The organism is Pseudoflavonifractor sp. MSJ-30 (assembly GCF_018918045.1).
In the GTDB taxonomy this organism is placed as follows: domain Bacteria; phylum Bacillota; class Clostridia; order Oscillospirales; family Oscillospiraceae; genus Faecousia.
In genome coordinates this window covers 12,994-37,141 of the sequence record NZ_JAHLPU010000048.1, presented here as the reverse complement: position 1 = coordinate 37,141, position 24,148 = coordinate 12,994, and the positions used below count along the sequence as shown (strand labels likewise).

Annotated in this window: 23 protein-coding genes; 20 read left to right on the top strand and 3 right to left on the bottom strand. The window is 56.8% G+C overall.

Annotated features, from left to right (window positions below):
• The 10 genes from KQI10_RS07100 to KQI10_RS07055 all read left to right on the top strand — a co-directional run bounded on the left by KQI10_RS07100 (position 1) and on the right by KQI10_RS07055 (position 9,888).
• Entirely contained in the window at positions 1–687 is a 687-nt protein-coding gene (locus KQI10_RS07100) for a response regulator transcription factor (RefSeq protein WP_216566713.1), read from the top strand.
• A gap of 6 nt (positions 688–693) precedes the next feature.
• Complete coding sequence (locus KQI10_RS07095) at positions 694–2,118, top strand: ATP-binding protein (RefSeq protein WP_216566712.1); 1,425 nt, start codon at positions 694–696, stop codon at positions 2,116–2,118.
• Between the two features lie 99 nt (positions 2,119–2,217).
• Entirely contained in the window at positions 2,218–3,201 is a 984-nt protein-coding gene (locus tag KQI10_RS07090) for a DUF1385 domain-containing protein (RefSeq protein WP_216566711.1), read from the top strand.
• On the top strand, positions 3,198–4,070 hold the full coding sequence (gene prmC / locus KQI10_RS07085) for a peptide chain release factor N(5)-glutamine methyltransferase (protein WP_216566710.1): 873 nt from the start codon (positions 3,198–3,200) through the stop codon (positions 4,068–4,070). Before KQI10_RS07090 ends, prmC begins: the two co-directional genes overlap by 4 nt.
• 3 nt (positions 4,071–4,073) lie before the next feature.
• A complete protein-coding gene (gene recA / locus KQI10_RS07080; protein ID WP_216566709.1) occupies positions 4,074–5,180 on the top strand; it encodes a recombinase RecA in 1,107 nt (368 codons plus the stop codon).
• Positions 5,170–5,799, top strand: a complete 630-nt coding sequence (locus KQI10_RS07075; RefSeq protein WP_216566708.1) for a regulatory protein RecX — start codon at positions 5,170–5,172, stop codon at positions 5,797–5,799. The genes recA and KQI10_RS07075 overlap by 11 nt, the downstream gene beginning before the upstream one ends.
• Entirely contained in the window at positions 5,799–7,130 is a 1,332-nt protein-coding gene (rimO, locus tag KQI10_RS07070; protein WP_216566707.1) for a 30S ribosomal protein S12 methylthiotransferase RimO, read from the top strand. Before KQI10_RS07075 ends, rimO begins: the two co-directional genes overlap by 1 nt.
• Positions 7,130–7,660, top strand: coding sequence for a CDP-diacylglycerol--glycerol-3-phosphate 3-phosphatidyltransferase (gene pgsA / locus KQI10_RS07065; RefSeq protein WP_216566706.1), 531 nt, complete (start codon positions 7,130–7,132; stop codon positions 7,658–7,660). The genes rimO and pgsA overlap by 1 nt, the downstream gene beginning before the upstream one ends.
• 177 nt (positions 7,661–7,837) lie before the next feature.
• The gene (locus KQI10_RS07060) at positions 7,838–8,326 is read left to right on the top strand and encodes an RNA polymerase sigma factor (protein WP_216566705.1); all 489 of its coding nucleotides are present in this window, start codon (positions 7,838–7,840) and stop codon (positions 8,324–8,326) included.
• On the top strand, positions 8,323–9,888 hold the full coding sequence (locus KQI10_RS07055) for a hypothetical protein (RefSeq protein ID WP_216566704.1): 1,566 nt from the start codon (positions 8,323–8,325) through the stop codon (positions 9,886–9,888). The genes KQI10_RS07060 and KQI10_RS07055 overlap by 4 nt, the downstream gene beginning before the upstream one ends.
• Positions 9,889–9,925: 37 nt before the next feature.
• On the opposite strand, the gene KQI10_RS07050 is transcribed toward KQI10_RS07055, so the two are convergent.
• Genes KQI10_RS07050 through KQI10_RS07040 form a run of 3 tightly spaced genes read right to left on the bottom strand, consistent with a single transcriptional unit; the run spans position 9,926 to position 13,015 of the window.
• Positions 9,926–10,720, bottom strand: coding sequence for a biotin--[acetyl-CoA-carboxylase] ligase (locus tag KQI10_RS07050; RefSeq protein ID WP_216566703.1), 795 nt, complete (start codon positions 10,718–10,720; stop codon positions 9,926–9,928).
• Entirely contained in the window at positions 10,720–12,138 is a 1,419-nt protein-coding gene (locus KQI10_RS07045) for a 2-oxo acid dehydrogenase subunit E2 (protein WP_216566702.1), read from the bottom strand. Before KQI10_RS07045 ends, KQI10_RS07050 begins: the two co-directional genes overlap by 1 nt.
• On the bottom strand, positions 12,131–13,015 hold the full coding sequence (locus KQI10_RS07040; RefSeq protein ID WP_216566701.1) for a homocysteine S-methyltransferase family protein: 885 nt from the start codon (positions 13,013–13,015) through the stop codon (positions 12,131–12,133). Before KQI10_RS07040 ends, KQI10_RS07045 begins: the two co-directional genes overlap by 8 nt.
• A 129-nt stretch (positions 13,016–13,144) precedes the next feature.
• Between KQI10_RS07040 and KQI10_RS07035 the strand changes: the two genes are divergently transcribed.
• The 10 genes from KQI10_RS07035 to KQI10_RS06990 all read left to right on the top strand — a co-directional run bounded on the left by KQI10_RS07035 (position 13,145) and on the right by KQI10_RS06990 (position 24,131).
• Positions 13,145–14,368, top strand: coding sequence for an aminopeptidase (locus KQI10_RS07035; protein ID WP_216566700.1), 1,224 nt, complete (start codon positions 13,145–13,147; stop codon positions 14,366–14,368).
• Positions 14,369–14,513: 145 nt separating this feature from the next.
• A complete protein-coding gene (rpmE, locus tag KQI10_RS07030; RefSeq protein WP_216566699.1) occupies positions 14,514–14,714 on the top strand; it encodes a 50S ribosomal protein L31 in 201 nt (66 codons plus the stop codon).
• Positions 14,715–14,843: 129 nt separating this feature from the next.
• The gene (gene hflX / locus KQI10_RS07025; protein WP_216566698.1) at positions 14,844–16,109 is read left to right on the top strand and encodes a GTPase HflX; all 1,266 of its coding nucleotides are present in this window, start codon (positions 14,844–14,846) and stop codon (positions 16,107–16,109) included.
• 3 nt (positions 16,110–16,112) lie between these two features.
• Complete coding sequence (locus KQI10_RS07020; RefSeq protein ID WP_216566697.1) at positions 16,113–16,754, top strand: YigZ family protein; 642 nt, start codon at positions 16,113–16,115, stop codon at positions 16,752–16,754.
• Between the two features lie 18 nt (positions 16,755–16,772).
• Positions 16,773–17,783: a deoxyguanosinetriphosphate triphosphohydrolase gene (locus tag KQI10_RS07015; protein ID WP_216566696.1), complete on the top strand. Its 1,011-nt coding sequence runs from the start codon at positions 16,773–16,775 to the stop codon at positions 17,781–17,783.
• A 51-nt stretch (positions 17,784–17,834) separates the two neighbouring features.
• Entirely contained in the window at positions 17,835–19,580 is a 1,746-nt protein-coding gene (gene dnaG, locus KQI10_RS07010; RefSeq protein WP_216566695.1) for a DNA primase, read from the top strand.
• Positions 19,577–20,455, top strand: a complete 879-nt coding sequence (locus tag KQI10_RS07005; protein WP_216566694.1) for an RNA polymerase sigma factor RpoD/SigA — start codon at positions 19,577–19,579, stop codon at positions 20,453–20,455. Before dnaG ends, KQI10_RS07005 begins: the two co-directional genes overlap by 4 nt.
• Entirely contained in the window at positions 20,452–21,483 is a 1,032-nt protein-coding gene (locus KQI10_RS07000; protein WP_216566693.1) for a sigma factor-like helix-turn-helix DNA-binding protein, read from the top strand. Before KQI10_RS07005 ends, KQI10_RS07000 begins: the two co-directional genes overlap by 4 nt.
• A 33-nt stretch (positions 21,484–21,516) precedes the next feature.
• Complete coding sequence (cmk, locus tag KQI10_RS06995; RefSeq protein WP_216566692.1) at positions 21,517–22,197, top strand: (d)CMP kinase; 681 nt, start codon at positions 21,517–21,519, stop codon at positions 22,195–22,197.
• Positions 22,194–24,131 carry a bifunctional 4-hydroxy-3-methylbut-2-enyl diphosphate reductase/30S ribosomal protein S1 gene (locus KQI10_RS06990; RefSeq protein WP_216566691.1) on the top strand — a complete coding sequence of 646 codons (1,938 nt, stop codon included), beginning with the start codon at positions 22,194–22,196 and terminating at the stop codon, positions 24,129–24,131. The genes cmk and KQI10_RS06990 overlap by 4 nt, the downstream gene beginning before the upstream one ends.
• Positions 24,132–24,148: the final 17 nt, after the last annotated feature.

Sequence of the window (24,148 nt, the reverse complement as noted above, 5' to 3'; positions counted from 1 at the left end):
ATGAAAAAGGTACTAATTCTGGAAGATGAAGTGAATATCCGCAGCTTTGTGGTCATCAATCTGCGCCGGGCGGGCTATGATGTGATCGAGGCAGGCACCGGTCAGGAGGCTCTGGACCGGCTTTCCGAGAATCCGGATATCGGTGTGGCCATTCTGGATATCATGTTGCCGGATATCGACGGCTTCGAGGTCTGCCGCCGGATCCGCGCCACCAACAAGCAGATGGGTATCATTATGCTCACTGCCCGCACCCAGGAAATGGACAAGGTCACGGGCCTGATGACCGGCGCGGACGACTATGTGACGAAGCCCTTCTCCCCGGCGGAGCTGACTGCCCGGATCGATGCCCTCTACCGCCGCATCGGCGGTGACAGCACGGCCAGTCCCGAGCTGTTGACCCAGGGCCCCTTTGCCATGAATACCCGGAACCATACTCTGGAAAAGAACGGGGAGCGCATTCGCCTGACCCAGGTGGAGTATGCCATTTTGAAGCTGTTTATGCAGAATCCAGGCAGAGCCCTGTCCCGGGAGGACATTCTTTCCGCCGTTTGGGGCAAGGACTATGAGGGGGAATTGAAGATCGTGGACGTGAATATCCGCCGTCTTCGCATTAAAATCGAGGACGATACGGCCAATCCCACCTATATCACTACGGTCTGGGGTCTGGGCTATAAGTGGGGCGCGTAACCCGGCATGAAACTGGAACTCAAAAAAATCGGAAACCTTCATAAGCGCTGGCTGACAAATATTACGCTGGTCATTGTGGCGGTGGGCCTGGTATGTGTGGCAGCCATTACCGCATCCTATGCGGCCTACTGCTACCGGAATATGGACGCGGATCTGCAAAACCGTGCCCGCAGTACGACGGAGTTTTTCAAGGAGTATATCGGTCAGGACTATGATACCTTTTATCAGTCCTGCATCACCTATGCCGAGACCTTTGAAAACGGCGACGCTTTGGAGCTGCAGTTCATCGACCAGTGGGGGAAGATTGTGGCTTCCTCCTATGGCAGCTGGGCGGCGGTGTCTCCCAGAACGCCGGAGATTGCGGAGGCGGTGTCTACCCGCACCATCCAACCCTTCGTGGGGCGGGACCCGGACACCGGGGAGCGGATCATGGCGGTGAGCAGCCCCATGATCTACAGCAACGGCCAGGTAATCGGTGTGCTGCGGTATGTGACTTCTACCTCTGTTATGGACCGGGAGATTGTCAGCATTGCCTTTATCAGCGTCACTGTGCTGGCGGCGGCATTGGTGGTGGTGCTGCTGTTCAGCAGCTTCTTCATCCGTTCCGTCATGCTGCCTGTGGAGCAGATTACGGAAAAGGCAAAGCGCATTGCCAACGGAAGCTACGGCGCACAGATCAAGACAAAATACAATGACGAGATTGCCGATCTGGCGGAGACCATCAACGAGATGTCCGTGAAGATCAGTCAGAACGAGAAGATGCAGGCGGAGTTCATCTCCCAGCTTTCCCATGAACTGCGGACGCCTCTGACTGTCATCAACGGCTGGAGTGAGACATTGCTTGCGGACGAATCGCTGGATGCCGATACGGCACAGGGCCTGAAGATCATCTCTTCCGAGGCCAAGCGCCTGACGGAAATGGTCATGGAACTGCTGGACTTTACGAGACTTCAGGACGGCCGCATGACCTTGAATGTGGAGCAAACGGATATTCGCGGAGAGTTTGAGGACACCATCTTCATGTACGGCAGCCGATTGGCACAGGATGGCATCACTCTGGAATATCTGGAAAATGACGAGGAGATTCCTGAAATCCCCTGTGACCCCAAGCGTTTGCGGCAGGTGTTCCTGAACATTTTGGATAACGCCGCCAAGCATGGCAAGGATGGCAAGAAAATCGAAGCCAGCATTGCCTATGAGAATGATCAGGTCATTGTCCGCATTCGGGACCACGGCCCCGGCATTCCTGAGGATGAGCTGCCGCTGGTGAAAAAGAAATTCTACAAGGGCAGCTCCAAGGCCCGGGGAACCGGCATTGGTCTGGCTGTCTGCGATGAGATTGTTCAGCTCCACGGCGGTACCCTGACCTTGGAGAACGCCGAGGGCGGCGGAACCCTGGTGACCATCGCCCTGCCCGCATCCCAGGAATAAGAGCCTTCTCCTGAGAGAAGACGTCCAGCCGCGGGCGTCGTATGGCAGCAGGTTGCGGCCATTGCAATATGAATAAAACCCACAGCGGAAAGGAAACACATGGAAACAAAAGAACAGTTCAAAACCTCCATCGGCGGCCAGGCCTTGATCGAGGGAATTCTTATGCGGGGACCGGAGAAGGATGCCATTGTCATCCGGGGAGCCGATGGCCTGACATTGGAGGTCAGTGACCGGAAGGTGAATCCGCCGGAGTCCTGGAAAAGCAAACCCTTTATCCGGGGCATTTTCAACTTCTTTGATTCCCAGGTAGTGGGCGTCAAGGCACTGATGCGCTCTGCCGAGCTGGTGCCGGAGGAAGAGCAGGAGGAGCCCAGCAAGTTTGACCAGTGGCTGGAAAAGACCCTGGGTGGTGAAAAATTCCAGAAGGCTATTGTAGGTATTGCGGTGGCAATGGGCGTTGGACTGTCGGTGCTGCTGTTTTTCCTGCTGCCCATGACCATTGCGTCTTTCTTTGACAAGATAATCACAAGCAATCTTCTGCTGAACCTGGTGGAAGGCGTCATTCGTATGGCCATTTTTATGGGTTATATGATTCTAATCTCCAAAATGGGGGAAATGAAGCGGGTTTTCTCCTACCACGGCGCGGAGCATAAAACCATCCGTTGCTATGAGGCGGGGCTGCCCCTGACCGTGGAAAATATCCGGGGAATGTCCCGGTTCCATCCCCGCTGCGGCACCAGCTTCCTGTTGGTGGTCATGGTCATTTCCATTCTGATTTTTTCCATCGCATCTTCGCTGCTGCTGGCCGTTTTTCCGGGGCTGAATGCCATCCGGGGCACCTTCGGCTACCGGCTGCTGATGATTGTTTTCAAGCTCCTGCTGCTGCCGCTGGTGGTAGGCGTTACCTATGAGATCAATCGCTGGGCGGGCCGCCATGACAACGGCTTTACCAGAGTAATCACCAAGCCCGGCATGCTCATGCAGCACTTTACCACCAATGAGCCGGACGACAGCATGATCGAGGTGGGCATTGCGGCAGTCAAGGCTGTGCTGCCTGAGAAGGAGGGCTCTGACCGGTGGTGAAGACCTACGGCGACCTGTATATCAGGACTCGTGACCGGCTGACGCTGACGGAGACCCCGGAGACTGCCGGCCCCATGGCGCGGGATCTGGTCAGCACCCTCTCCGGCATGACTCAGGAAGCCTTTCTGGCAGAACGGGACAAGCCTGTTCCGGAGGAACTCACAGCCCGGGTGGATATGGCGGTGGATCGGTACTTAGCCGGAGAGCCTCTGCCCTATGTGCTGGGGGAGTGGACGTTTTACGGCCTGGATCTGTATGTAAGCCCTGATGTGCTGATTCCCCGGGATGATACATGCGCCGTGGCGGAATTGGCCATCCATCGGGGACTGTTTCTGGACCAAAATCCTCGGATCCTGGATCTCTGCTGCGGCTCCGGATGTATTGGTCTGGCAATTGCCAGCCGCTTGAAGGATGCCAGGGTAACCCTGGCGGACCTCTCCGGGCCTGCGCTGTCCGTTGCCCGGAAGAACATCCAGCGCAACCATATGGGCGGCCGGGTCAGCTGTGTTCAGGTGGATGCCATGGAAGCGCCGCCGGCCTTTTTGGGGAAATTCGATATGATCGTCTCCAACCCTCCCTATGTGACGGCCTCCGAAATGGAGGAACTGCCGGGCAGCGTGAAGAAATACGAACCCCATATGGCCCTGTTCGGCGGAACGGACGGCCTGAATTTCTACCGTGCCATTACGAAAAATTTCCGTGGCCTTTTGAAGCCCGGTGGATTCCTGTGCTATGAGTTCGGCATGGGCCAGGGGGACGCGGTCTGCGCCATACTGGAGGAGAACGGTTTTACCGTTCTGGAACGGACCTTGGATTTTAATGAAAGAGAACGCGCCGTGCTGGCTCAGTACGGCAGGAAAGGAATATGAATCATGGCTACAAAAAAGACTCCTTATGAAGCACCGACTCCCGCCTCGGACAAGAAAAAGGCTCTGCAGACGGCTCTGAGCCAGCTGGACAAGACATTTGGCAAGGGCACCGTTATGCGTCTGGGCGATCGTCCCGAGATGAATGTGGAGGCAATCCCCACCGGCTCTCTGGCACTGGATGCCGCCCTTGGCATCGGCGGTGTGCCCAAGGGGCGGATCATTGAAATCTACGGCCCGGAATCCTCCGGCAAGACCACTCTGGCCCTGCATATTCTGGCAGAGGCCCAGAAGCGTGGCGGAGAGGTGGCTTTTGTGGACGCAGAGCATGCGCTGGACCCCGTTTATGCCGCCGCGCTGGGCGTGGACATCGACAATCTGCTGGTTTCCCAGCCCGATACCGGTGAGCAGGCATTGGAGATCACCGATGCCCTGGTCCGCTCCGGTGCCGTCGATGCCGTGGTCGTGGACTCTGTGGCGGCACTGGTCCCCAAGCAGGAAATTGAGGGGGAGATGGGCGATACTTTCGTGGGCCTCCAGGCGAGACTGATGTCTCAGGCACTGCGGAAGCTGGCCGGCACCATCAACAAGACCAACTGCGTGGTCATCTTCATCAACCAGCTGCGTATGAAGATCGGCGTTATGTACGGAAACCCTGAGACCACCACCGGCGGCAATGCCCTGAAATTCTATGCCTCCGTCCGTTTGGATGTGCGGCGTATCGAGCAGATCAAGGAGGGCGGCAATGTTATCGGCAACAAGACCCGAGTCAAGGTGGTCAAGAATAAGGTAGCGCCCCCCTTCAAGGAGGCTGTGTTCGATATCATGTATGGTCAGGGCATCTCCAAGTGGAGCGAGCTGATTGATCTGGCCGTCCAGATGGAGATCATCCAGAAGAGCGGCAGCTGGTTCTCTATGGGCGACGATCGCATCGGCCAGGGTAAGGAAAGCGTAAAGACCTATTTGCAGGAGCGGCCGGAGTTGGCCGAGCAGGTGGAGGCAGAGGTTCGGGAGAATCTCTGGAAGATTTCCGGCGGAGCACCCAAGGCCCCTGCCAAGGCGGCGGAGAAGCCCATCGCCGTAAGCGCTGACGATTTCAGCGATGAGGATTGAGTACCTGAAAACCGCCCCGGACCGTTCGGGGCGGTACACCCTGCGCTTTGAAGACGGCAGCATCCTGCGGCTCTACCGCCAGACGATAGAGGACTTTGGCCTTTCTATAGGGCTGGAACTGGACGAGGCGCAATACAAAAAGCTATTGGCGGCGGCCTCTGAAATGTCCGCGAAAATGCGGGCGGTGCGAATCGTTTCCGCCTCCAATGTTTCCAAAAGGGATCTGGAGAGCCGTCTGGTGCGAAAAGGGGAAGATCCCCTTCAGGCCCGGAAAGCGGTGGGGTGGCTGTCAGATCTGCATCTGATCGACGACAGCGCCACGGCGGAGACAGTGGTCCGTTCCTGTATTGCCAAGGGCTATGGAAAGGCCCGGGCAAAGCAAGTCCTGTATGAAAAACGAATTCCCCGGGAGCTTTGGGAGGCGGCCCTGGAGGATTATCCCGACCAGTCGGAGAAAATCGCTGATTTTCTCCGGGCAAAGCTGAACGGCAGCACGGATCCCAAGCTGCAAAAGCGGGCCATTGATGCGCTTTTGCGCCGGGGCCACAGCTATGGAGCCATTCGGCAGGCGCTCAGCGAGCTTTCCCTAGACACAGATGATTTCCCGGAGGAAGAATAATGGCAACGATCGGATTTATTTCTCTTGGCTGCGCCAAGAACCAGGTGGACTGCGAGCGGATGATGTTCCGGGTGCAGGAAGCCGGATATACGGTAAACGAGGGCATTGTGGGCAGTGATGTGGTGGTCATCAACACCTGCGGCTTTATTGACTCCGCCAAAAGCGAGGCAATTGATTATATTTTGCAGACCGCCGCGCTGAAAGCGGAAGGCCAGGTGGGCAAGATTCTGGTGACAGGCTGCCTGTCCCAGCGCTATCAGGGGGATATTCTTCAGGAGATGCCCGAGGTGGATGGCATTCTGGGCACCGGCAGCTATACGAAAATTGTTCCCGCCATTGAGCAGCTGCTCAGCGGTCACAAGGTGGTGGATTTTGGCTCCATCGATGCCCCGGAGGAGGAAATAGGCCGTGTAGTCACCACCCCGGAGCACTTCTCCTATATCAAGATCGCTGAGGGCTGCAACAACCGCTGCGCTTTCTGCATCATCCCCTATCTGCGAGGCAAGTACCGCAGCCGTCAACTGGACGATGTGTTGTACGAAGCCCGTGTGCTGGCCGCCAACGGCACCAAGGAGCTGATCGTTGTGGCCCAGGACACCAGCCGCTACGGTACGGACTTCCCGGAGCACAAGCGTCTGCTGCCGGAACTGCTGCGGGAGTTGTGCAAGATCGACGGGCTGCACTGGATCCGGGTGCATTATGTGTACCCGGACGAGATCGATGACGAACTTATCGATGTGATTGCCAGCGAACCCAAAATCGTCAAGTATCTGGATATTCCCATTCAGCATTGTAATGATAAGATCCTTTCCACCATGCATCGCCGGGGGGACAAGAAGCTGATCGAAGAGCTGTTCGCCAAGCTGCGCGCCCGGATCCCCGGTCTGGTTATCCGCACCAGCCTGATTGCCGGCCTGCCCGGCGAGGGGGAAGAGGAATTCCAGGAACTGTGCCAGTTCCTGCGGGAGCAGCGCATGGAGCGGGTAGGCGCTTTTGTCTTCTCTCCGGAGGAGGGTACCCCCGCCGCGACCATGGAGCATGTGGATGAGGAGGTCGCCAGGGAGCGGGCGCAGACTCTGGAGATGATCCAGTCCCAGATTATGGACGAGTACAACGCGGCCCAGATCGGCAAAACCCTGGAGGTTCTGGTGGACGGCTATGACGAGGAGCAGGAGCAGTTCTATGGACGGACCTATGCCGATTCTCCGGATATTGACGGCAGGGTATGGATTGCTTCGGAGGAACCGCTCCATGAGGGAGATTTTGTAAATGTGACCATCGACGGTTGTATTGACGGTGATCTGGCAGGCTATGTAACGGAGGAAGAATAATGACAACAGCTAGTAAAATTACGCTTTTTCGTGTATTTCTGATCCCGGTCATGATGGTGACCCTGTACTTAAGCGGCGGTCAGAGCGACATCTGGATGTGGGTCTCCCTGGCAATTTTCATTCTGGGCAGCCTCAGCGACTTTCTGGATGGCCAGATCGCCCGGCGCTGCAATCAGGTGACGGACTTCGGCAAGTTCCTGGATCCCTTGGCCGACAAGCTGCTGACCATTGCCGTCATGACCATGTTCACCCAGTGGGGGCGCTTCCCCGCCTGGGCGCTGATGATCGTTCTTACCCGGGAGTTTGCTGTCACCGGCCTGCGTCTGGTGGCCGCCCCCAAGGGTAAGGTCATTGCCGCCGCCTGGAGCGGCAAAGTGAAGACCGCCAGCACCATGGTGGGCATCATTGCCTGGCTGATCTTCCCCACAGACATGGTGGTGGGTCTGGTGGTCTCCGCCGTCATCGTGCTGACCACGGTGTACTCCGGCGTGGAGTACTTCGTTAAGAACTGGAGCTGTCTCTGGGATTAAGCAGAATTCTTATGTAGGGGCGGTAATCTGCCGCGCGCGGCGTAATGAAACTGAGCAGAAAAACGATCGCTCAATTTCGCTACCCGACGGGCGTCGGATTGCCGTCCCTGTTTTTTTGCATTTTCTGAAACATCCGTCCCGTTTCAGTCGTATCTTGGGTGAGAGGAGGTGGTGACCATGGCTTCTTTGTTGCGTACGGACAAAGAGATCACGGAAATCTATCATCGTCAGGTCGATACGGTCTACCGTATCTGCTATTCCTTTATGAAAAACAAGCCGGAGGCGGAGGATATGGTCCAGGAGACCTTCCTGCGGCTCATCGCTTCCGGGAAGACCTTCGAAAACCCACGGCACGAAAAGGCCTGGCTCGTCGTGACGGCGTCCAACCTGTGCAAGGACCAGCTGAAGAGGTTCTACCGAAAGGACGAGGATCTGGACGACCACGCGGACATTGCGGGGGACCTTGGGCCAAAGGAAAACCCGGTGCTGGAGGCAATTCTCAGCCTGCCCCGGGACTACAAAACGGTGGTGTATCTCTACTATTACGAGGGCTATACCACGGCGGAAATCGCGAAATTCTTACGCTGTCCCCAGCCAACGGTCCGCACCCGGCTTGCCCGTGCCCGAAAACAACTGAAATCCATGTTAGGCGGTGATTTGGAATGAAAAAACAGAACATTCAGGAAGCGTTTGAATCCGTCGCTTTGACGCAGAAGGAGAAAGATGCTCTTCTGGAAAACATCCTGTCCGCCTCCGGTCATCGGCCTGCGGAAAGGAAACGGATTATGAAAGTTAAGAAACCTCTATTGATTGCGGCCATCATTACCGCAATGGCGATTTTTATGGGCTGCGCTGTTGCGGCCCTCAGCACCAAGGACCTGAAGCTGGACGAGTACCAGACCACGGCCCCCGCCTGGATCGATGGGGACGGCCAGCGCCATGAGGCGCGGGAAGTGACAAAAACGGTTCTGTCCCTCCAGGGCGTCCGGGATACCCCGGAGCAGAAGGCGGCGCTGGAATGGTATCAGTTCTGCAAAAGCTATGATCCCAATAATGATATCTACCTGGCAAATAAGGGAAAGTTCCAGGCACCGGAGGAATACGCGGCCTATGACGTATACTCCCAGGAAATGGTGGACAAGCTGGAGGAAATCGCACGGAAATATGATTTGCAGATTCTGGGGCGGGAGGCTATGGCCTATCACTACGACTGGGAGCTTGGCTGGAACGCTCTGGGGCTGCCGAGGGATTTCGTCAGTGACACCGAGGATGCGGAGAATCTGCGATTCTGCAGTTTCTATGAATCCGGAAACGCAACCTTTGGAGCTGATCTGAAGGTGACGGATCCGGCGTTTACCTGGGAGAATCCCGTTGGCATTTTCCTTTGCTACGCCCAGAAGGGCTACATGAATACGACTACCTTCGTGACAAACAACGCGGCCAACATAAGGGAATGGACCTATACCCGCAGCGACGGACAAAAGATCCTGATTGCGATTTCCACGGACCCTGTTCAGCCCGCCAACGACTGGACTTACCTGATCTGCGACCGGGAGGACGCGTTCCTCTACGCACGTTTTACGACTGTCTGGTATCTGAACGACGGAGAGGGCCCCCGGATGGAGATGTCCGACCAGGATATCGAATGGCTCGCAGAGCACATTGATTTCTCCATCCGGCCCCGTAAGCCGGATATGGATGCGGTGCTGCCCAAAATTCAAAAGGAGGACGCGGAATACGATGCCATGCTGGAGCAGGACAATCCCTTCCGGCAGGACAGCTTTGCTGCCTTGAGTAAGGTCATGACCGCTGCTGAGTACACATTGCTTGACCTGAACGGGGACGGGCAGGACGAGTGCGTCTTCTGGCAGAGCGGACGTCCGCAGCTTTACGCAATGAAGGACGGCAAGACCACCTTTGTGGGCCTGCGGGAGAAGGAAATGGTAGGTCTGGATGGAGAACTGAAGCTGTATGAGGGCAATATTCTGGGAACCTATGTGGAAGTGAATAACGCCTATAAGCTCTATACCTTCTACACCGTAGAGGATGCCAGCCTGGTGGTGCAGCAGTGTGTGGTTTATGATTCTGCCAACGATGTCTGGGGCCTGGGGCTGGGCGGAACGCAAATCGCCAAGACCATTACCCAAACGGAAGCGCGGGAAATTCTGAATAGCTATCGGGAGATCCCCATGGAGCGCAAGCCCGTGAGCCAGTTGACAGAAGAATAAAATAATGGGCACGCCGTCAGGCGTGCCCATTTGTGTGTTATACGTACCCGTACATCCCGCGGATGCTGACCTCGCCGCTGCTTACGGCTTCCGTGTGGCCGTCATCAAAGCGGACGATCAGATCACCGTCGTCGCCGATATCCAGTGCCGTGCCGTGGCGAATCTCGTCTCCCCGGACCACGGAGATTTTCTGACCAAGGGTCACACAGTCCCGGCGGTACTGTTCCAGCATGGCTTCTTTGCCGGTGAGCAGGTTCCTGTCCATGTTCGCCAGAGCCTCCATCATGGCGGCAGCCACCTTAGGGCGGTCAATTCTATGGCCCGTGACCATGGCCAGGGAACCGGCCCGGTCCCGCAGCTCCTCCGGAAAATCCGTCAGCTGCTGGCAGCAGTTGACACCGATGCCGATAATCACGCACAGCTTTCCCTGGGTGTCGTTCAGCAGCTCCACCAGAATGCCGGAGAGCTTCCGTTTTTCGCAGACCAGATCATTGGTCCATTTGATGCCGGGCCTTACGCCCGCGGCCTCTTCCAAAGCGTCGCACATGGCCGTACCCACGGCGCAGGTCAGGTGCATCAGCTGCTTCTGGGGACAGTCGGGCCTGAGCAGCATGCTCAGGTAAATGCCCACGCCCCCGGGGGACTGAAAGCTTCTGCCCAACCGCCCTTTGCCGCCGGTCTGGCAGTCCGCCACGGCTACCGTGCCGTGGGGTGCGCCCAGAAGAGCCTGCCGTTTCAGATAGTTATTGGTGGAATCGACGGTGTTAAAGTAATGAAAGCGGTCTGCCCAGGGGTAATCCGGGGACAGGGCATTTAAAATGGCGTCTTTCATTATTCTACATCCTTTACGACTTCCTCGGGTGCCAGGTCCAGTACCTCCGGGTGCTGGATCAGGCGACGAAGATGCTTGAGGAAAGAGGCATAATAAAAGCCGTCAACAATGCGCTCGTCCAGGGTAAAGCGGAAGTCCACGTACTTTTTCTGGACAACGGAGCCGTCCTCCTGAACCTCCAATTCCTTGCGCTTGCAGCCGAAGGCGCCGAATACGGGAAGATTGCCAAAGTCATACAGATGGTGATAAACAGGGGGGATGCCCAGAGAACCCATGGAGGTAAAATACACGCTGCCATGGAAGGGGCTCAGTTCCAAAAGGGCTTTTGGCAGCAGCCCAAAATAATCCAGAGTTTTCAGCAGCCACACCGTAAATTTCAGAAACACGCCGGGAACCAATGTCAAAGCATAGGCGGCGTTGTCCACCCCGGCATCCAAAGGCGCATTCTTGGCCTTGGTGATTTCATCATTCATCTTTTTGTAGACATCGTAGACGGTATCTCTGGGGCTGAGGTGAAGTTTGATTTCCGTTTCCGCGCCATCGGTGCTCATTTCCTTTTTGATGGTCATGCTGAACTGGATGTCCTCGCCCCGGGAGTAAATTTTCTGACCGGCAACAAACCGGTTGATTCCGGGATACTTGGCAATGGCCCGGCAATAGGCCGTAAGAAACACATGGGTCAGACCAAAGCTGCTCAGTCCCTCCCGGCGCTTCTGCCGGATATAGCGGTCCACATTGGTGATTTCAAAAGCCTGTTCAAAGAGATTGGAGGAGCCGTTGCGGTTTACCATAATATAGGGGATGATCTGGTTGACCGGGGGCAGGGAGCGAATTCTCCGACCATCCACCCGGTCACCCCAGGTGGGGTGGTATTCCCCGGCGGGATGGACCCGAATGGCGAAAATCAGAGCCGTACACCCTAAGAACAGCAGGGTATTGGGAAGCAGCAGCACAACGGCGTTCCAGTCCCGGAGAAAAATCGCCTGACGGTTGTAAAAAACCACCGTGGCCATAGGGGCCAGCATCAAGGGAAACAGCAGCCAGGACCGGTGGAGCCGGATACCGGAGGTCAGGTCCGTATAGATGAAACAAAAGAAAAACAGGGCCATCCAGCTTAAGGCAATCAGCATCCGCCCGTTCAGATTGTGACGCACCCAGACGGCGGAAAACAGCGCAAACAGCCACACGGGAATGGCGGTTTTGTAAAACCGCTCCTGACCGTCCAGCAGCACCGTCAGCATATACAGCACCGTGGCCGCCACAGGCAGCACCAGCTGCAGCCATACGTTGGTGTATGTGGGGAGATCAGAAGAACAGTAGAGATAGATCCGTCCCACCGCCGAGAGACTCAGGCACAGGGCCATCAGTGCCACAATGGCACTTTTGGGTTGAACATAAAAGTGAACATTTTTATTCATGACAGTCCTCCAAAAGACGTTTCAGGGCTTTCATATGCCGGGGCGTGGTGCCGCAGCAGCCACCTAAGAGGGCGGCTCCGTTATGAAAGGCATCCAGCTGGATTTGGGCAAAGGGTTCCGGCTCCAGCTTGTATTCAGCCAGACCCTCGGCATTGATTGTGGGATTTCCGGCGTTGGGTTTGGAAATCAGGGGAAGTCTGGTATGTCGCCGCAGCTTGCTTACCAGATGGGCTGTCATGTCATCAGCGGCCACGCAGTTAAAGCCCACGGCGCAGGCCCCCCACTGCTCCAATTGCTCCATCAGCGGACCCGCGTCGTGGCCGCTGTAGAGGAAGCCACCGGACTGCATGGAGAAGGAAATCATGGTGGTTTGCGCCCCTTCCAGCTCCGCGGCGGTCAGAATTGCCTCCGCTTCCTGGGGATAGAGCAGGGTCTCGCCCACAAGCAGGTCTGCCCCGCCGTCAATGAGCCCCCGGATCTGACGGCGGTAGTTCTCTACCAGCAGATCAAAGTTGTCCGGGTCCCAGCTGTCGCAGAAGGCGGCCAGAGTGGCGATGTCGCCCGCAATCAGGCAGCCGGGAGCGGCGGAGCGGCTCAGGGCGATAAGCTGGGCGTTGATGGCTTCCGTGTGGTGCTCCAGGCCGATTTTTTTCAGGGCAATGGGCTGGGCCTGGAAAGTGGGAGCGTAGATGATTTGAGAGCCCGCCTCGGCGTAGCCACGCTGCAGTTCCACCAGAACCTCGGGGTTGCGCAGCACCCATTCCTCGGTAGCGCAGTCTCTGGGCATGCCCTTGGCCCGCAGATAGGAACCGGTAGCGCCGTCCAGCAAACAGGGGCCCTGAGAAACCAGCGCGGAAAAAGCTTCTTTTGTCAGCATAAAAAATTTACCTCAGTTTCCGAAGATGGGTATATTATAAAGGAATTGGGTAAGAATTGCAATACCGTTGACCTTTTTCCGAAAATCTGCTACAATAGGAAAGATTTTTCAGAAAGGAAGTTTTGAACCATGAAGAAAACCGTACTGCGGGAATATGCCCGCTTGATTGTTCGCTGCGGCGTCAATGTCCAGAAGGGACAGGAGGTCGTCATCTATGCCGATCTGGATCAGCCGGAGTTTGTCCAGATGGTGGTGGAGGAAGCCTATAAGGCCAAGGCCAAAAAGGTCACCGTGGAGTGGAACTATCAGCCCCTGACCAAGATCCACACCCGCTATCGTTCTGTTACGACCATGGGCACCGTGGAGGAGTGGCAGAAGGCCAAGTACCAGCATGAGGTAGACGTGGTGCCCTGCCGCATTCACCTGATGTCCGAGGATCCCGACGGCCTGAAGGGTATCAACATGGAGAAGGTCACCAAGGCCCGCCGTATGAGCTACCCCATTATCAAGCCCTACAAGGACCAGCTGGAAAACCGCCAGCAGTGGTGCATTGCCGCCGTCCCGGGCGCTGCCTGGGCGAAGAAGGTATTCCCCGGTGAGCGCACCAGCACTGCCGTTGAAAAGCTCTGGGAGGCAATTCTGTTTACCTCCCGGGTCACCGAGGATCCCATCAAGGCATGGGAGGAGCACGACAAGGACCTGCAGGCCCGCTGCGACTATCTGAACGGCCTCGGCATTCGCTCCCTGCACTATACCGCTGACAACGGTACGGACTTTACCGTAGGAATGATCCCCCAGGGACGCTTCTGCGGCGGCGGCGAGACCAGCCGGGACGGCCTGTTCTTCAATCCCAATATTCCCACTGAGGAATGCTTCATTTCTCCCATGAAGGGCCAGGCGGAGGGCATTGTTTACGCCACCAAGCCTCTGAGCTACCGCGGCCAGCTGATTGAAGGCTTCTCCATCCGCTTTGAGGGCGGCAAGGCTGTAGAAGTCCACGCCGAGAAGGGCGAGGAACTGCTGAAATCCATGATTTCCATGGACGAGGGTGCCGCCTATCTGGGCGAGTGCGCGCTGGTTCCTCAGGCCAGCCCCATTGCCGAAAGCGGCCTGTTGTTCTACAATACTCTGTTTGATGAGAATGCTGCCTGCCATCTGGCCCTGGGTATGGGCTTCCCGGATACTATTGAAGACTTCCAGAATAAGTCCCTGGAGGAGTGCCGGGAGCTGGGCATCAACGATTCCATGATCCATGAGGACTTCATGATCGGCTGCGACAGCATGAATATCGATGCCGTCTGCGCCGATGGCTCCATCAAGGCCATCTTCCGGAAGGGTAACTGGGCGTTCTGAGAGCCGGGAGAATACCACAAAAAGATTTTTTCGAAAATCAAAAAAAAGACTTGCATTTTGGCCGCCTGTGTGATATTATACCTAGGCGATTCAAGATTGCTAAGGACATTTATGCCCTTTAACTGATATGAAAGAGGTGAAAGAAATGAAGGAAGGTATCCATCCTAACTACGAACAGACCACCATCCGCTGTGCATGTGGTAACGTCATCGCGACCGGTTCCACCAAGAAGGACATTCGCGTTGAAATCTGCTCCAAGTGCCACCCTTTCTATACCGGCAAGCAGAAGCTGGTTGACACCGGTGGACGTGTTGATCGCTTCAACAAGCGCTTCGGCCTGAAGTAAGAGATCCGATTACCCGCACTACGTTGGTAGTGCGGGTTTTTTGTATTTTCTTTGAACTTTTTCGCTGGACGGTTGCCCAAAAGGCCGTGTCTGTGGTATACTGAAAAGAGAAGATTACGGAGGAAGAAAATGGAAGGAAATTTTGAGACGAAACAAGAGCGTGCGGTCTTGGTGGGCCTGAACGCCGCCTGCTTTACCCAGGAGCAGACCGCTACGGACGAGACGCTGGAGGAACTGGAAGCGCTTTTGGAAACCGCCGGAGGCTTCTGCACCGGGAAGATGCTGCAGAACCGGCCCAGCCCGGATCCCCACAGCTTTATCGGCGAGGGCAAGGCCCGGGAGGTCCGGATGCTGGTGGAGGCCACCGGAGCCACCATGGTGATTTTTGACAATGAGCTTTCCCCGGGAAATATCCGGGCGCTGGAGGAAATCATCGGCGTAACGGTGCTGGACCGAAGCGCATTGATCATGGATATTTTCGCCCAGCGGGCGAAGACGAAGGAAGGCCGGCTCCAGGTGGAACTGGCCCAGTATAAGTACCTGCTGCCAAGGCTTTCCGGTATGGGCAAGAGTCTTTCCCGGCAGGGCGGCGGCATCGGCACCCGAGGCCCCGGCGAAACGAAGCTGGAAAGCGACCGGCGGCATATCCGGGAGCGGATCAACCGGCTGGAATCGGAGCTTGCCCAGGTGCGGCAGGTTCGGGGCGTTCAGCGGGAGCGCCGGATGAAGAACTCTGTACCGGTAGTCGCCATTGTTGGCTACACCAACGCCGGAAAATCTACCCTGCTGAACCGGCTGACCGGTGCGGGGATTCCGGCCAACAACCGCCTGTTCGACACACTGGATACCACGTCCCGGCAGCTGAAGGTTTCGGATAATCTGGATGTGATTCTGTCCGACACAGTCGGCTTTATTGCCAAGCTGCCCCACCACCTGGTGGATGCCTTCCGGGCGACTCTGGAAGAGCTGGAATACGCGGATTTGTTGCTGCACGTCATTGACTCCGCGGACCCCAACCGGCAGGAGCATATTGCCGTTGTGGATAAGCTCATCGGCACGCTGGCGAAGCCCGGAACGCCGGTACTCTACTGTTATAACAAGGCAGATCTGGTGAGCCGGGAAGATATCCCCGTTGGGGAGGACACCGTTGCCGTCTCTGCCGCTAACGGCGTGGGCATGGAGGCGCTGCTGAAGAAAATCGAGCAGATGCTGGGCCACGCCCGCCACCATGTGGTTTTGTGCCTGCCTTATTCCATGGGCGGCCAGGTGGATGCCCTGCACAGCGGGGCAAAGGTCAACAGCGTTGACTATACCGCCAATGGAATCGAAATCGACGCTGTACTGGATGATATCCTCTATGGAAGACTGCGGGAGTATGTGACAAAGGAGAATTGAGCCTTGGAAGAGTATCTGGTCCCCACCGGCTTCGGAGAAGACGAATTCATCGAGAAAAAGTCCCGCTTCATCGGCAGACTCTGGCCTGCGGAGACGGAGGAGGAGGCTTTGGCCCGCATTCAGGAGATGAAAAAGCAGCATTACGATGCCACGCATAACTGCTGGGCTTACATCATCCGGGACGGGGCCGTCCGTTTTTCCGACGACGGCGAGCCCGGCGGTACAGCGGGAATGCCCATGCTCCAGGTTTTGCAGCGGGAGGGACTCTACAATGCGGTCTGTGTGGTGACCAGATACTTCGGCGGTATTCTTTTGGGCGCCGGAGGACTGGTGCGGGCCTATACCAAAGGGGCCAAAATCGCTGTAGATGCCGCGGGAAAGTCCATGAAGCGGGTGTGGACGGTGCTGTACCTGCCCTGTCCTTATGCCTGGTACGAGCGGGTGAAGCTGGAAACAGCGGCCTATGGCGGCATTATCCGCAATACGGACTTCGGCTCCGAGGTGGAGCTGGAGCTGCTGTTCCCGGAGGCGAAGACGCCGGAATTTCTGGAAAGGCTTACGGATATGACCGCCGGGACCGTGGAAGCCATGGAAACCGGCACGGAGTATCGGGCGTTCCCGGTACAGGAAAACGAAAAGGACTAAGAGAAGGAGCGAAAGGCAATGACGGTACGGGAAGAGCTGGAACGTTTGGAGCATCGGCGGCTGAATCCTTTGGCGGCTTTTTCGGACAAGTCCACAGGCCGCCCCAGGCCGGAGCCGGAGCGGGAGGAGGACGTGCGCACCTGTTTTCAGCGGGATACGGACCGTATTGTCCACAGCAAATCTTTCCGCCGGCTTATGCACAAGACCCAGGTGTTCCTGAACCCGGAGGGGGACCACTACCGTACCCGCATGACCCATACTTTGGAGGTCACCCGCATTGCCAAAACCATAACCCGTGCGCTGGGGCTGAACGAGGATCTGGCGGAGGCCATTGCCATGGGCCACGATCTGGGGCATACCCCCTTTGGCCACGCCGGAGAGGGCGCATTGACCGAATGTTGGGGCAAGCCCTTCCGGCACAACGAGCAGAGTCTGCGCGTGGTGGATATTCTGGAAAAGGATGGACAGGGACTGAACCTCTGCAATGAAGTCCGCATGGGCATTCTTGGCCATACCGGCTCCTATATCCCGGAAACCCTGGAGGGGCAGATCATCCGCCGTTCGGATCAGATCGCCTACGTCAACCATGATATTGACGATGCCATCCGGGCAGGCATTTTGACCACAGAGGACATTCCGAGGGATATCGCCGCTATTTTGGGCGAAAACCAGCGGGACAGAATCAATACTCTGGTCTGCGACATGATTTTTACATCCCGGGAGGCGGGGAAAATCTGCATGACGCCCCATATTGAGAAGGCACTGGCGGACCTGCGCAGCTTCATGTTTGAGCGGGTCTACCGCAACCCGATTGCCAAAGGGGAGGAGAGCAAAGCAAAGGATATGCTGCAAATGCTCTATCGCTATTATGTGGAGAATCCCGAGGAACTGCCGGAGGATTTTCAGCCCCAGCTGACCTTTGACGGCTTGGGCAGGACGGTCTGCGACTATATCGCGGGTATGACGGACAACTACGCCGTGGGAAAATTCAATGAGATTTTTGTACCGACCGGCTGGAATGTCCGGTGATCTTGTGATATAATAAACTATTGAAATAAGCAGAGAAGGAGGGGAGCGCCTATGCCGTTTCCACCGGCATTTTTGGATGAGTTGGCCGCCAGAAATCCAATTGAAGAGGTCGTTGGCCAGTATGTGAATCTCAAGCGCTCCGGCTCCAACCTCTTCGGCCTCTGCCCTTTCCATGGGGAGAAGACTCCGTCTTTTTCCGTAGCGCCGGACAAGGGAATCTACTATTGCTTCGGCTGCCACAAGGGCGGCGGTGTTATCAATTTCGAAATGGAGATCGAGGGCCTGAGTTACCCGGATGCCGTCCGTGCCCTTGCCCAGCGTGTGGGTATGGAGGTGCCGGACGACGAGGAATACCAGAGCCGCTACCGGAAGCAGGAGCGGCTGTGGGCCCTCGCCAAAGAAGCGGCGCGGTTCTTTGTGACCCAGCTCTATGCTCCGACAGGGGCAGAGGGCCTGCGTTACGCCCAAAGCCGGGGGATGTCCAAGGGAACGCTGACCCGGTTTGGCATCGGCTTTGCTCCGGACAGCTGGGACAGTCTCTGCAAGGCCATGCGGGCCAAGGGCTATACGGATGAAGAACTGAAGGACGCCGGGCTGGTTTCGGTATCCCAGAAAAATGGGAATATCTTTGATCGCTTCCGCAACCGGCTCATGTTTCCCATTATCGATGTGCGGGGGAATGTGATCGGTTTTGGCGGACGGGTCATGGACAATTCCACACCCAAATACCTGAATTCCCCGGAAACGGAGATATTTAACAAGCGAAAAAATCTGTTTGCCCTGAATGTTGCTAAAAAAACCAAGCTGGGTTACCTTATTCTGGTGGAAGGCTATATGGACGCTATCGCGCTGCACCAATATGGCTTCGACTGTGCCGTGGCTTCGCTGGGAACATCTCTGACGGAAGAGCACGCGGTGCTTCTCTCCCGGTATACGGAACAGGTGGTTTTGATTTACGATGGCGATGAGGCGGGACAGAACGCTACCAGGCGGGCCATCCCCATGCTGGAGAGAGCGGGGCTGCAGGTAAAGGTTCTGCAGATGCGGGACGCCAAGGACCCGGATGAATTCCTGAAAAAGTTCGGCGCGGACCGGTTCAAGCTCCTTCTGGAGGAGTCTTCCAACCGAGTGGAATACCAGCTTCGGGCCATTCAGAAAAAGTACGACTTGAATGTGGACGAGGATCGGGTGAAATTCATCAGCGAGGCGGCGGAACTGGTCAGCAGTCTCGGCAATGCCGTCCAGCGGGAAATCTACGGTAACCGAGTGGCGGAAGCGGGGAAAATTTCTTCCGATGCCATGAAGATTGTGGTCAATAAAGCCTTTAAGCGCCGTCAGTACCGGGAAAAGCGGAAGCAGGAGCGTATTGATTTGGCTCCGGCCGTGGCGGCCCAGCCGAAGAGCCGGACGATCCGTTATGACAATGTACGCTCCGCCATGGCAGAGGAGATCGTTCTGGCCCAGTGCCTGAGCGACGCTGCCATGATCGCGGAGACGGAAGGGCTGAAGCCAGAGGATTTTTCCTCGCCTTTGCTGGGCAGGGTCTTTGAGCAGCTGCAGCAGCAAAGCAGACAGGGGATGGTTCCCAGCGTGGCCGGCCTCACCGATTTTACGGGAGAGGAAATGGCCCATATCGCCGGGATTTTGCAGAGAAATCCGGGTCCCGTCTCCGAACAGGCCATGCGCGACAGCATTCAGGTCATACGGCAGATGCATGAATTCAAAACCGCCGATACGAAAGATACGCTGATGGAATTACAGCGGAAACTACAGGAGAGCAAAGGAATCAAAGCATGACGGAACTTTTGGATAAAGAAAAAGACACCCAGCCCATTCCGGTTCCCACGGATGAGGACGATATCCGCCAGTACCTCCGGGAGATCCGGCAGATCCCCCGGCTGACTGTGGAGGAGGAGCGGGAGCTGGCCCGCCGCTGCGCACAGGGAGATGAAGAGGCCATCCGCAAGATGGTCAATGCCAACCTGCGTCTGGTGGTTTCCGTTGCCAAGGAGTATGCCGGGCGGGGCGTGCCTCTGCTGGACCTTATTCAGGAGGGGAGCATCGGCCTGCTGGCCGCGGCCAGGAAATTTGATTACACCCGGGATTACCGTTTTTCCACTTACGCCACCAAATGGATCCGCCAGGGCGTGACCCGGTGCCTGCTGAACCATGCGGGCACCATCCGTGTCCCGGTCCATACGGCGGAGCGGATGCGCAAGATTCAGGCGGCGCAGGCCGTCCTGCGCCAGGAGGAGGGCACGGAGCCCACGGCGGAGGAGATTGCCAGGCGGGTGGATATGCCCAGGGAAAAGGTGGAGGAGCTGCTGCAGCTGTCCCCGGACATCTGTTCGCTGGATGTACCCGTCGGAGACGAGGACAAGAGCAGCTTCGGGGACCTCCTGGAAAACCTGGAAGCGCCCCAGCCTCAGGAAGAACTGGTCCGCAAGGAGCTGACCGACACCATAGACCGTCTGCTCTCCACGCTGACAGAGCGCCAGCAGATGATCTTGCGGCTCCATTTCGGCATGGAGGACGGCACCTGTCATTCTCTGGAGGAGATTGGCCAGAAGCTGGGCATCTCCAAGGAGCGGGTGCGCCAGGTGGAAAAACAGGCCATGGACAAGCTCCAGGCCATGGGCGCGAGCATGGGATTGGAGGACTTTTTGGAATGAACGAATTGGATTTTTCCTTTGAAAACAGCCCCTGGGAACTGTTCCTGTCCGGAAAAAGAGAAGGAGACAGGATTTCTGCGGCGCATTTTCTGACGCTGCTGGAGCAGGAGACGGAGGATGCCGTAGAAGATGCCTTTGCGGCTCTGGATGAACGAAAGCTGATGCTGGATGTGTCCGACCTGCCTGTAAAGCAGTATACCGGTCAGGCGGCTCTGCGGCTGCGGCAGGAGGCGGAAATTGCCGAAAAGGCATTGGATGTTTCCGGACTGAATCCCACGGACCCCCTGCGGCTGTACTTAGAGGAAATCCGGGAAATGCCCCGGCAGACGGATGAGAAAGCTCTGGCAGACCGTGTCGCTCAGGGTGACCAGCGGGCCGCGGAGCAGCTGATGCATCAGGGACTGCACCGTGTGGTGGAAATCGTGCCGGAGTTTGTGGGCTACGGCGTTCTGATGATGGACCTTCTGCAGGAGGGCGGTTTGGCCCTTTGGCAGGCCATTCAGGTGCCGGAGGGCGACTACCTGACCCGGCGGGACAGGGCCATCCGCGCGGCCATGGCGAAAGCCGTGACTCTGCAGGCCCGGGCCAATGGTGTGGGCCAGAAAATGCGCCAGGCGCTGGAAGACTATCGGGCCGTGGATGAGCGGCTGCTTGCGGAGCTTGGCAGAAACGCCACTCTGGAGGAGATTGCCCTGGAGCTGCACATGACTCCGGAGGACGCGGAAACCGTCCGCAAGGTCCTGGAGGACGCCAGAATGCTCCAGCAGGCCACTGCCCCCAAGGAAGAGGAAGCATCGGAGGAGGAGCAGGCCGTGGAGGACACAGCCTACTTCCAGATGCGCCAGCGGATCTCCGAGTTGCTCAGCGTGCTGCCGGAGGAGGACGCCAAGCTTCTGACGCTGCGCTTCGGCCTGGAAAAGGGCCTGCCCATGTCCCCGGAGGACACAGGTAAGGCACTGGGTCTGACCGTTGATCAGGTTTTGCAGCGGGAGGCAAAGGCCCTTGCCATGCTGCGGGAAGAAAAATAAATCCGGCGTGCTGCGCCGAGAAATGAGGATAGAATGGGAAAGAAGATTTCAGTAGCCATTGACGGCCCCGCCGGTGCGGGGAAGAGCACCATTGCCCGCCGGCTGGCCGGGGAACTGGGCTATCGCTATGTGGACACCGGCGCCATTTACCGCACCGTGGCCTATTTTATGGACCTGTGGGGTGTAAGTCCCAAGGATGTGGACGGTGTGAACCGGTACATTGACGAGCTGACCATTGGCATCGAATACGATGATGAGGGTGTACAGCACATGATCATGAACGGCATGGATGTGACGGCGGATATCCGAACCCAGGAGATTGGCCAGAAGGCCAGCCTGATTTCCGCCCATGCTGTTGTCCGGGATGTACTGCTGGATATGCAGCGGGAAATGGCGGAGCAGTACGATGTGGTCATGGACGGCCGGGACATCGGCTCCGTGGTGCTTCCCAAGGCAACTGTGAAGATTTTCCTGACGGCCAGCCCGGAGGTCCGGGCCCGGCGGCGCTACAAGGAGCTGCTGGAAAAGGGCCAGAAGGCGAAGTACGAGCAGGTGCTCAAGGAGGTGCAGCAGCGGGATTACCAGGATACCCATCGGGAGATCGCCCCGCTGAAGATGTGCCGGGATTCCGTCAAGGTGGATACCTCGGACATGACCTTTGAGGAGTCCGTTGCCGCCATCCGGAAGATCATCGAGGAGAAGCTTGCCAAATGAGTGTGCGGGTAGCGAAAAGCGCCGGATTCTGCTTCGGCGTCAATCGGGCGGTAGAGCTGGTTCAGTCCTCCGCCGCTGCGGGCAAACGCACGGTGACATTAGGGCCCATTATCCACAATCGACATGTGGTGGAGGCGTTTCACCAGGCAGGAGTCGGTGTGATCGACACACCGGAGCAGACAAACCCCGGCGATACGGTCATCATCCGCTCCCACGGTGTGGGCCGGGATGTGTACCGCCGCCTGGAAGCGCGGGGGGCGGAGATCGTGGATGCCACCTGCCCATTTGTAAAGCGGATCCATACGCTTGTCAGCCAGGCAGAGCAGGAGGGACGGCTTCCTGTCATTATTGGCACGCCCACCCACCCGGAGGTGGAGGGAATCGCCGGCTGGTGCGGGAGCTGTAAGATTTTTGATAGTGCAGAATCACTAAAAAAATGGGCCATTGATGACAAAATTGCTGCGGACTTGCCAATTTGCATGGTTTGCCAGACAACTTCTACTGAAAATTTGTGGAAATTATGCAGAGAATTTGCAAAAAAACAGTTTACTAACTTGAAAATTTTTGATACAATATGTAAAGCGACTGAGGATAGGCAGACCGAGGCGGCTAGCTTGAGCCGTCAGTGCCAGGCGATGGTTGTGGTTGGGGACGCAAAAAGCTCCAATACCGGCCGCCTTGCCATGATTTGCCGGGAATACTGCGACCGTGTAGCTCTTGTTGACGATGCCAGCGAACTGGAGCCCGCGTTTTTCGCCGGTATCACTGATGTTGGAATCACGGCTGGTGCGTCTACACCGGCGTGGATTATAAAGGAGGTCAACAAGACTATGAGCGAAATTACCAATGTTGAGGCTGTACAGGAGGAGAACTTCGCTGAACTTCTCGAGCAGTCCATCAAGACTTTAAATACAGGAGATAAGGTTATCGGCACCGTTACCGGAATCGGCAATACCGAAGTCCAGGTAGATCTGGGCACCAAGCATGCCGGTTACATTCCTTATGATGAAGTCAGCACCGATCCTTCCGTAAAGCCCGAGGACATTCTGAAGGTTGGCGATCAGATCGAAGTTTTCGTCGTTCGCGTCAACGATCAGGAGGGCACCGTGCAGCTGTCCAAGAAGAAGCTGGACGGCCTGAAGGTTTGGGACGAGATGGCCGACTATGTGGAGAATAAGACCACCATCGACGCCGTCATCACCGAAGAGAACAAGGGCGGTCTGGTTGCCAATGTGAAGGGCATCCGTGTGTTCATCCCCGCTTCTCAGTCCGGCGTTGCCAAGGGCGGCGATATGGCTGCTATGGTTGGCAAGCCCGTTCAGCTGAAGATTACCGAGGTCAACCGTGCCCGCCGCCGCGCTATCGGCTCCATCCGTGCCGTCAACGCTGAGAACCGCAAGGCTGCTCAGGAGAAGATCTGGAGTGAGATCGAAGTCGGCAAGAAGTACCACGGCGTTGTGAAGTCCCTGACTTCCTATGGCGCCTTTGTGGACATCGGCGGCGTGGACGGCATGGTTCATGTTTCCGAGCTGAGCTGGAACCGCATCAAGACTCCCGCTGACGTTGTGAAGGTTGGCGACGAGATCGATGTTTATGTCATCTCCTTTGACCCCGAGAAGCACAAAATCTCTCTGGGCTACAAGACCGCTGAGATGAACCCCTGGAACCAGTTCATGACCAACTATGCCGTTGGTGATGTGGTGGATGCCAAAGTTGTGAAGCTGATGACCTTCGGCGCTTTTGCGGAGATCCTGCCCGGTGTTGACGGTCTGATCCATATCTCCCAGATTGCTGACCGCCGTATCGGCAAGCCTGAGGATGTTCTGTCCGAGGGTCAGGAGGTCAAGGTCAAGATCACTGATGTTGACGCTGAGAACAAGCGTATTTCTCTGTCCATCCGCGCTCTGCTGGAGGACGGCGAGGACGCCGAGTAATCTTTCCTGAACGCAAT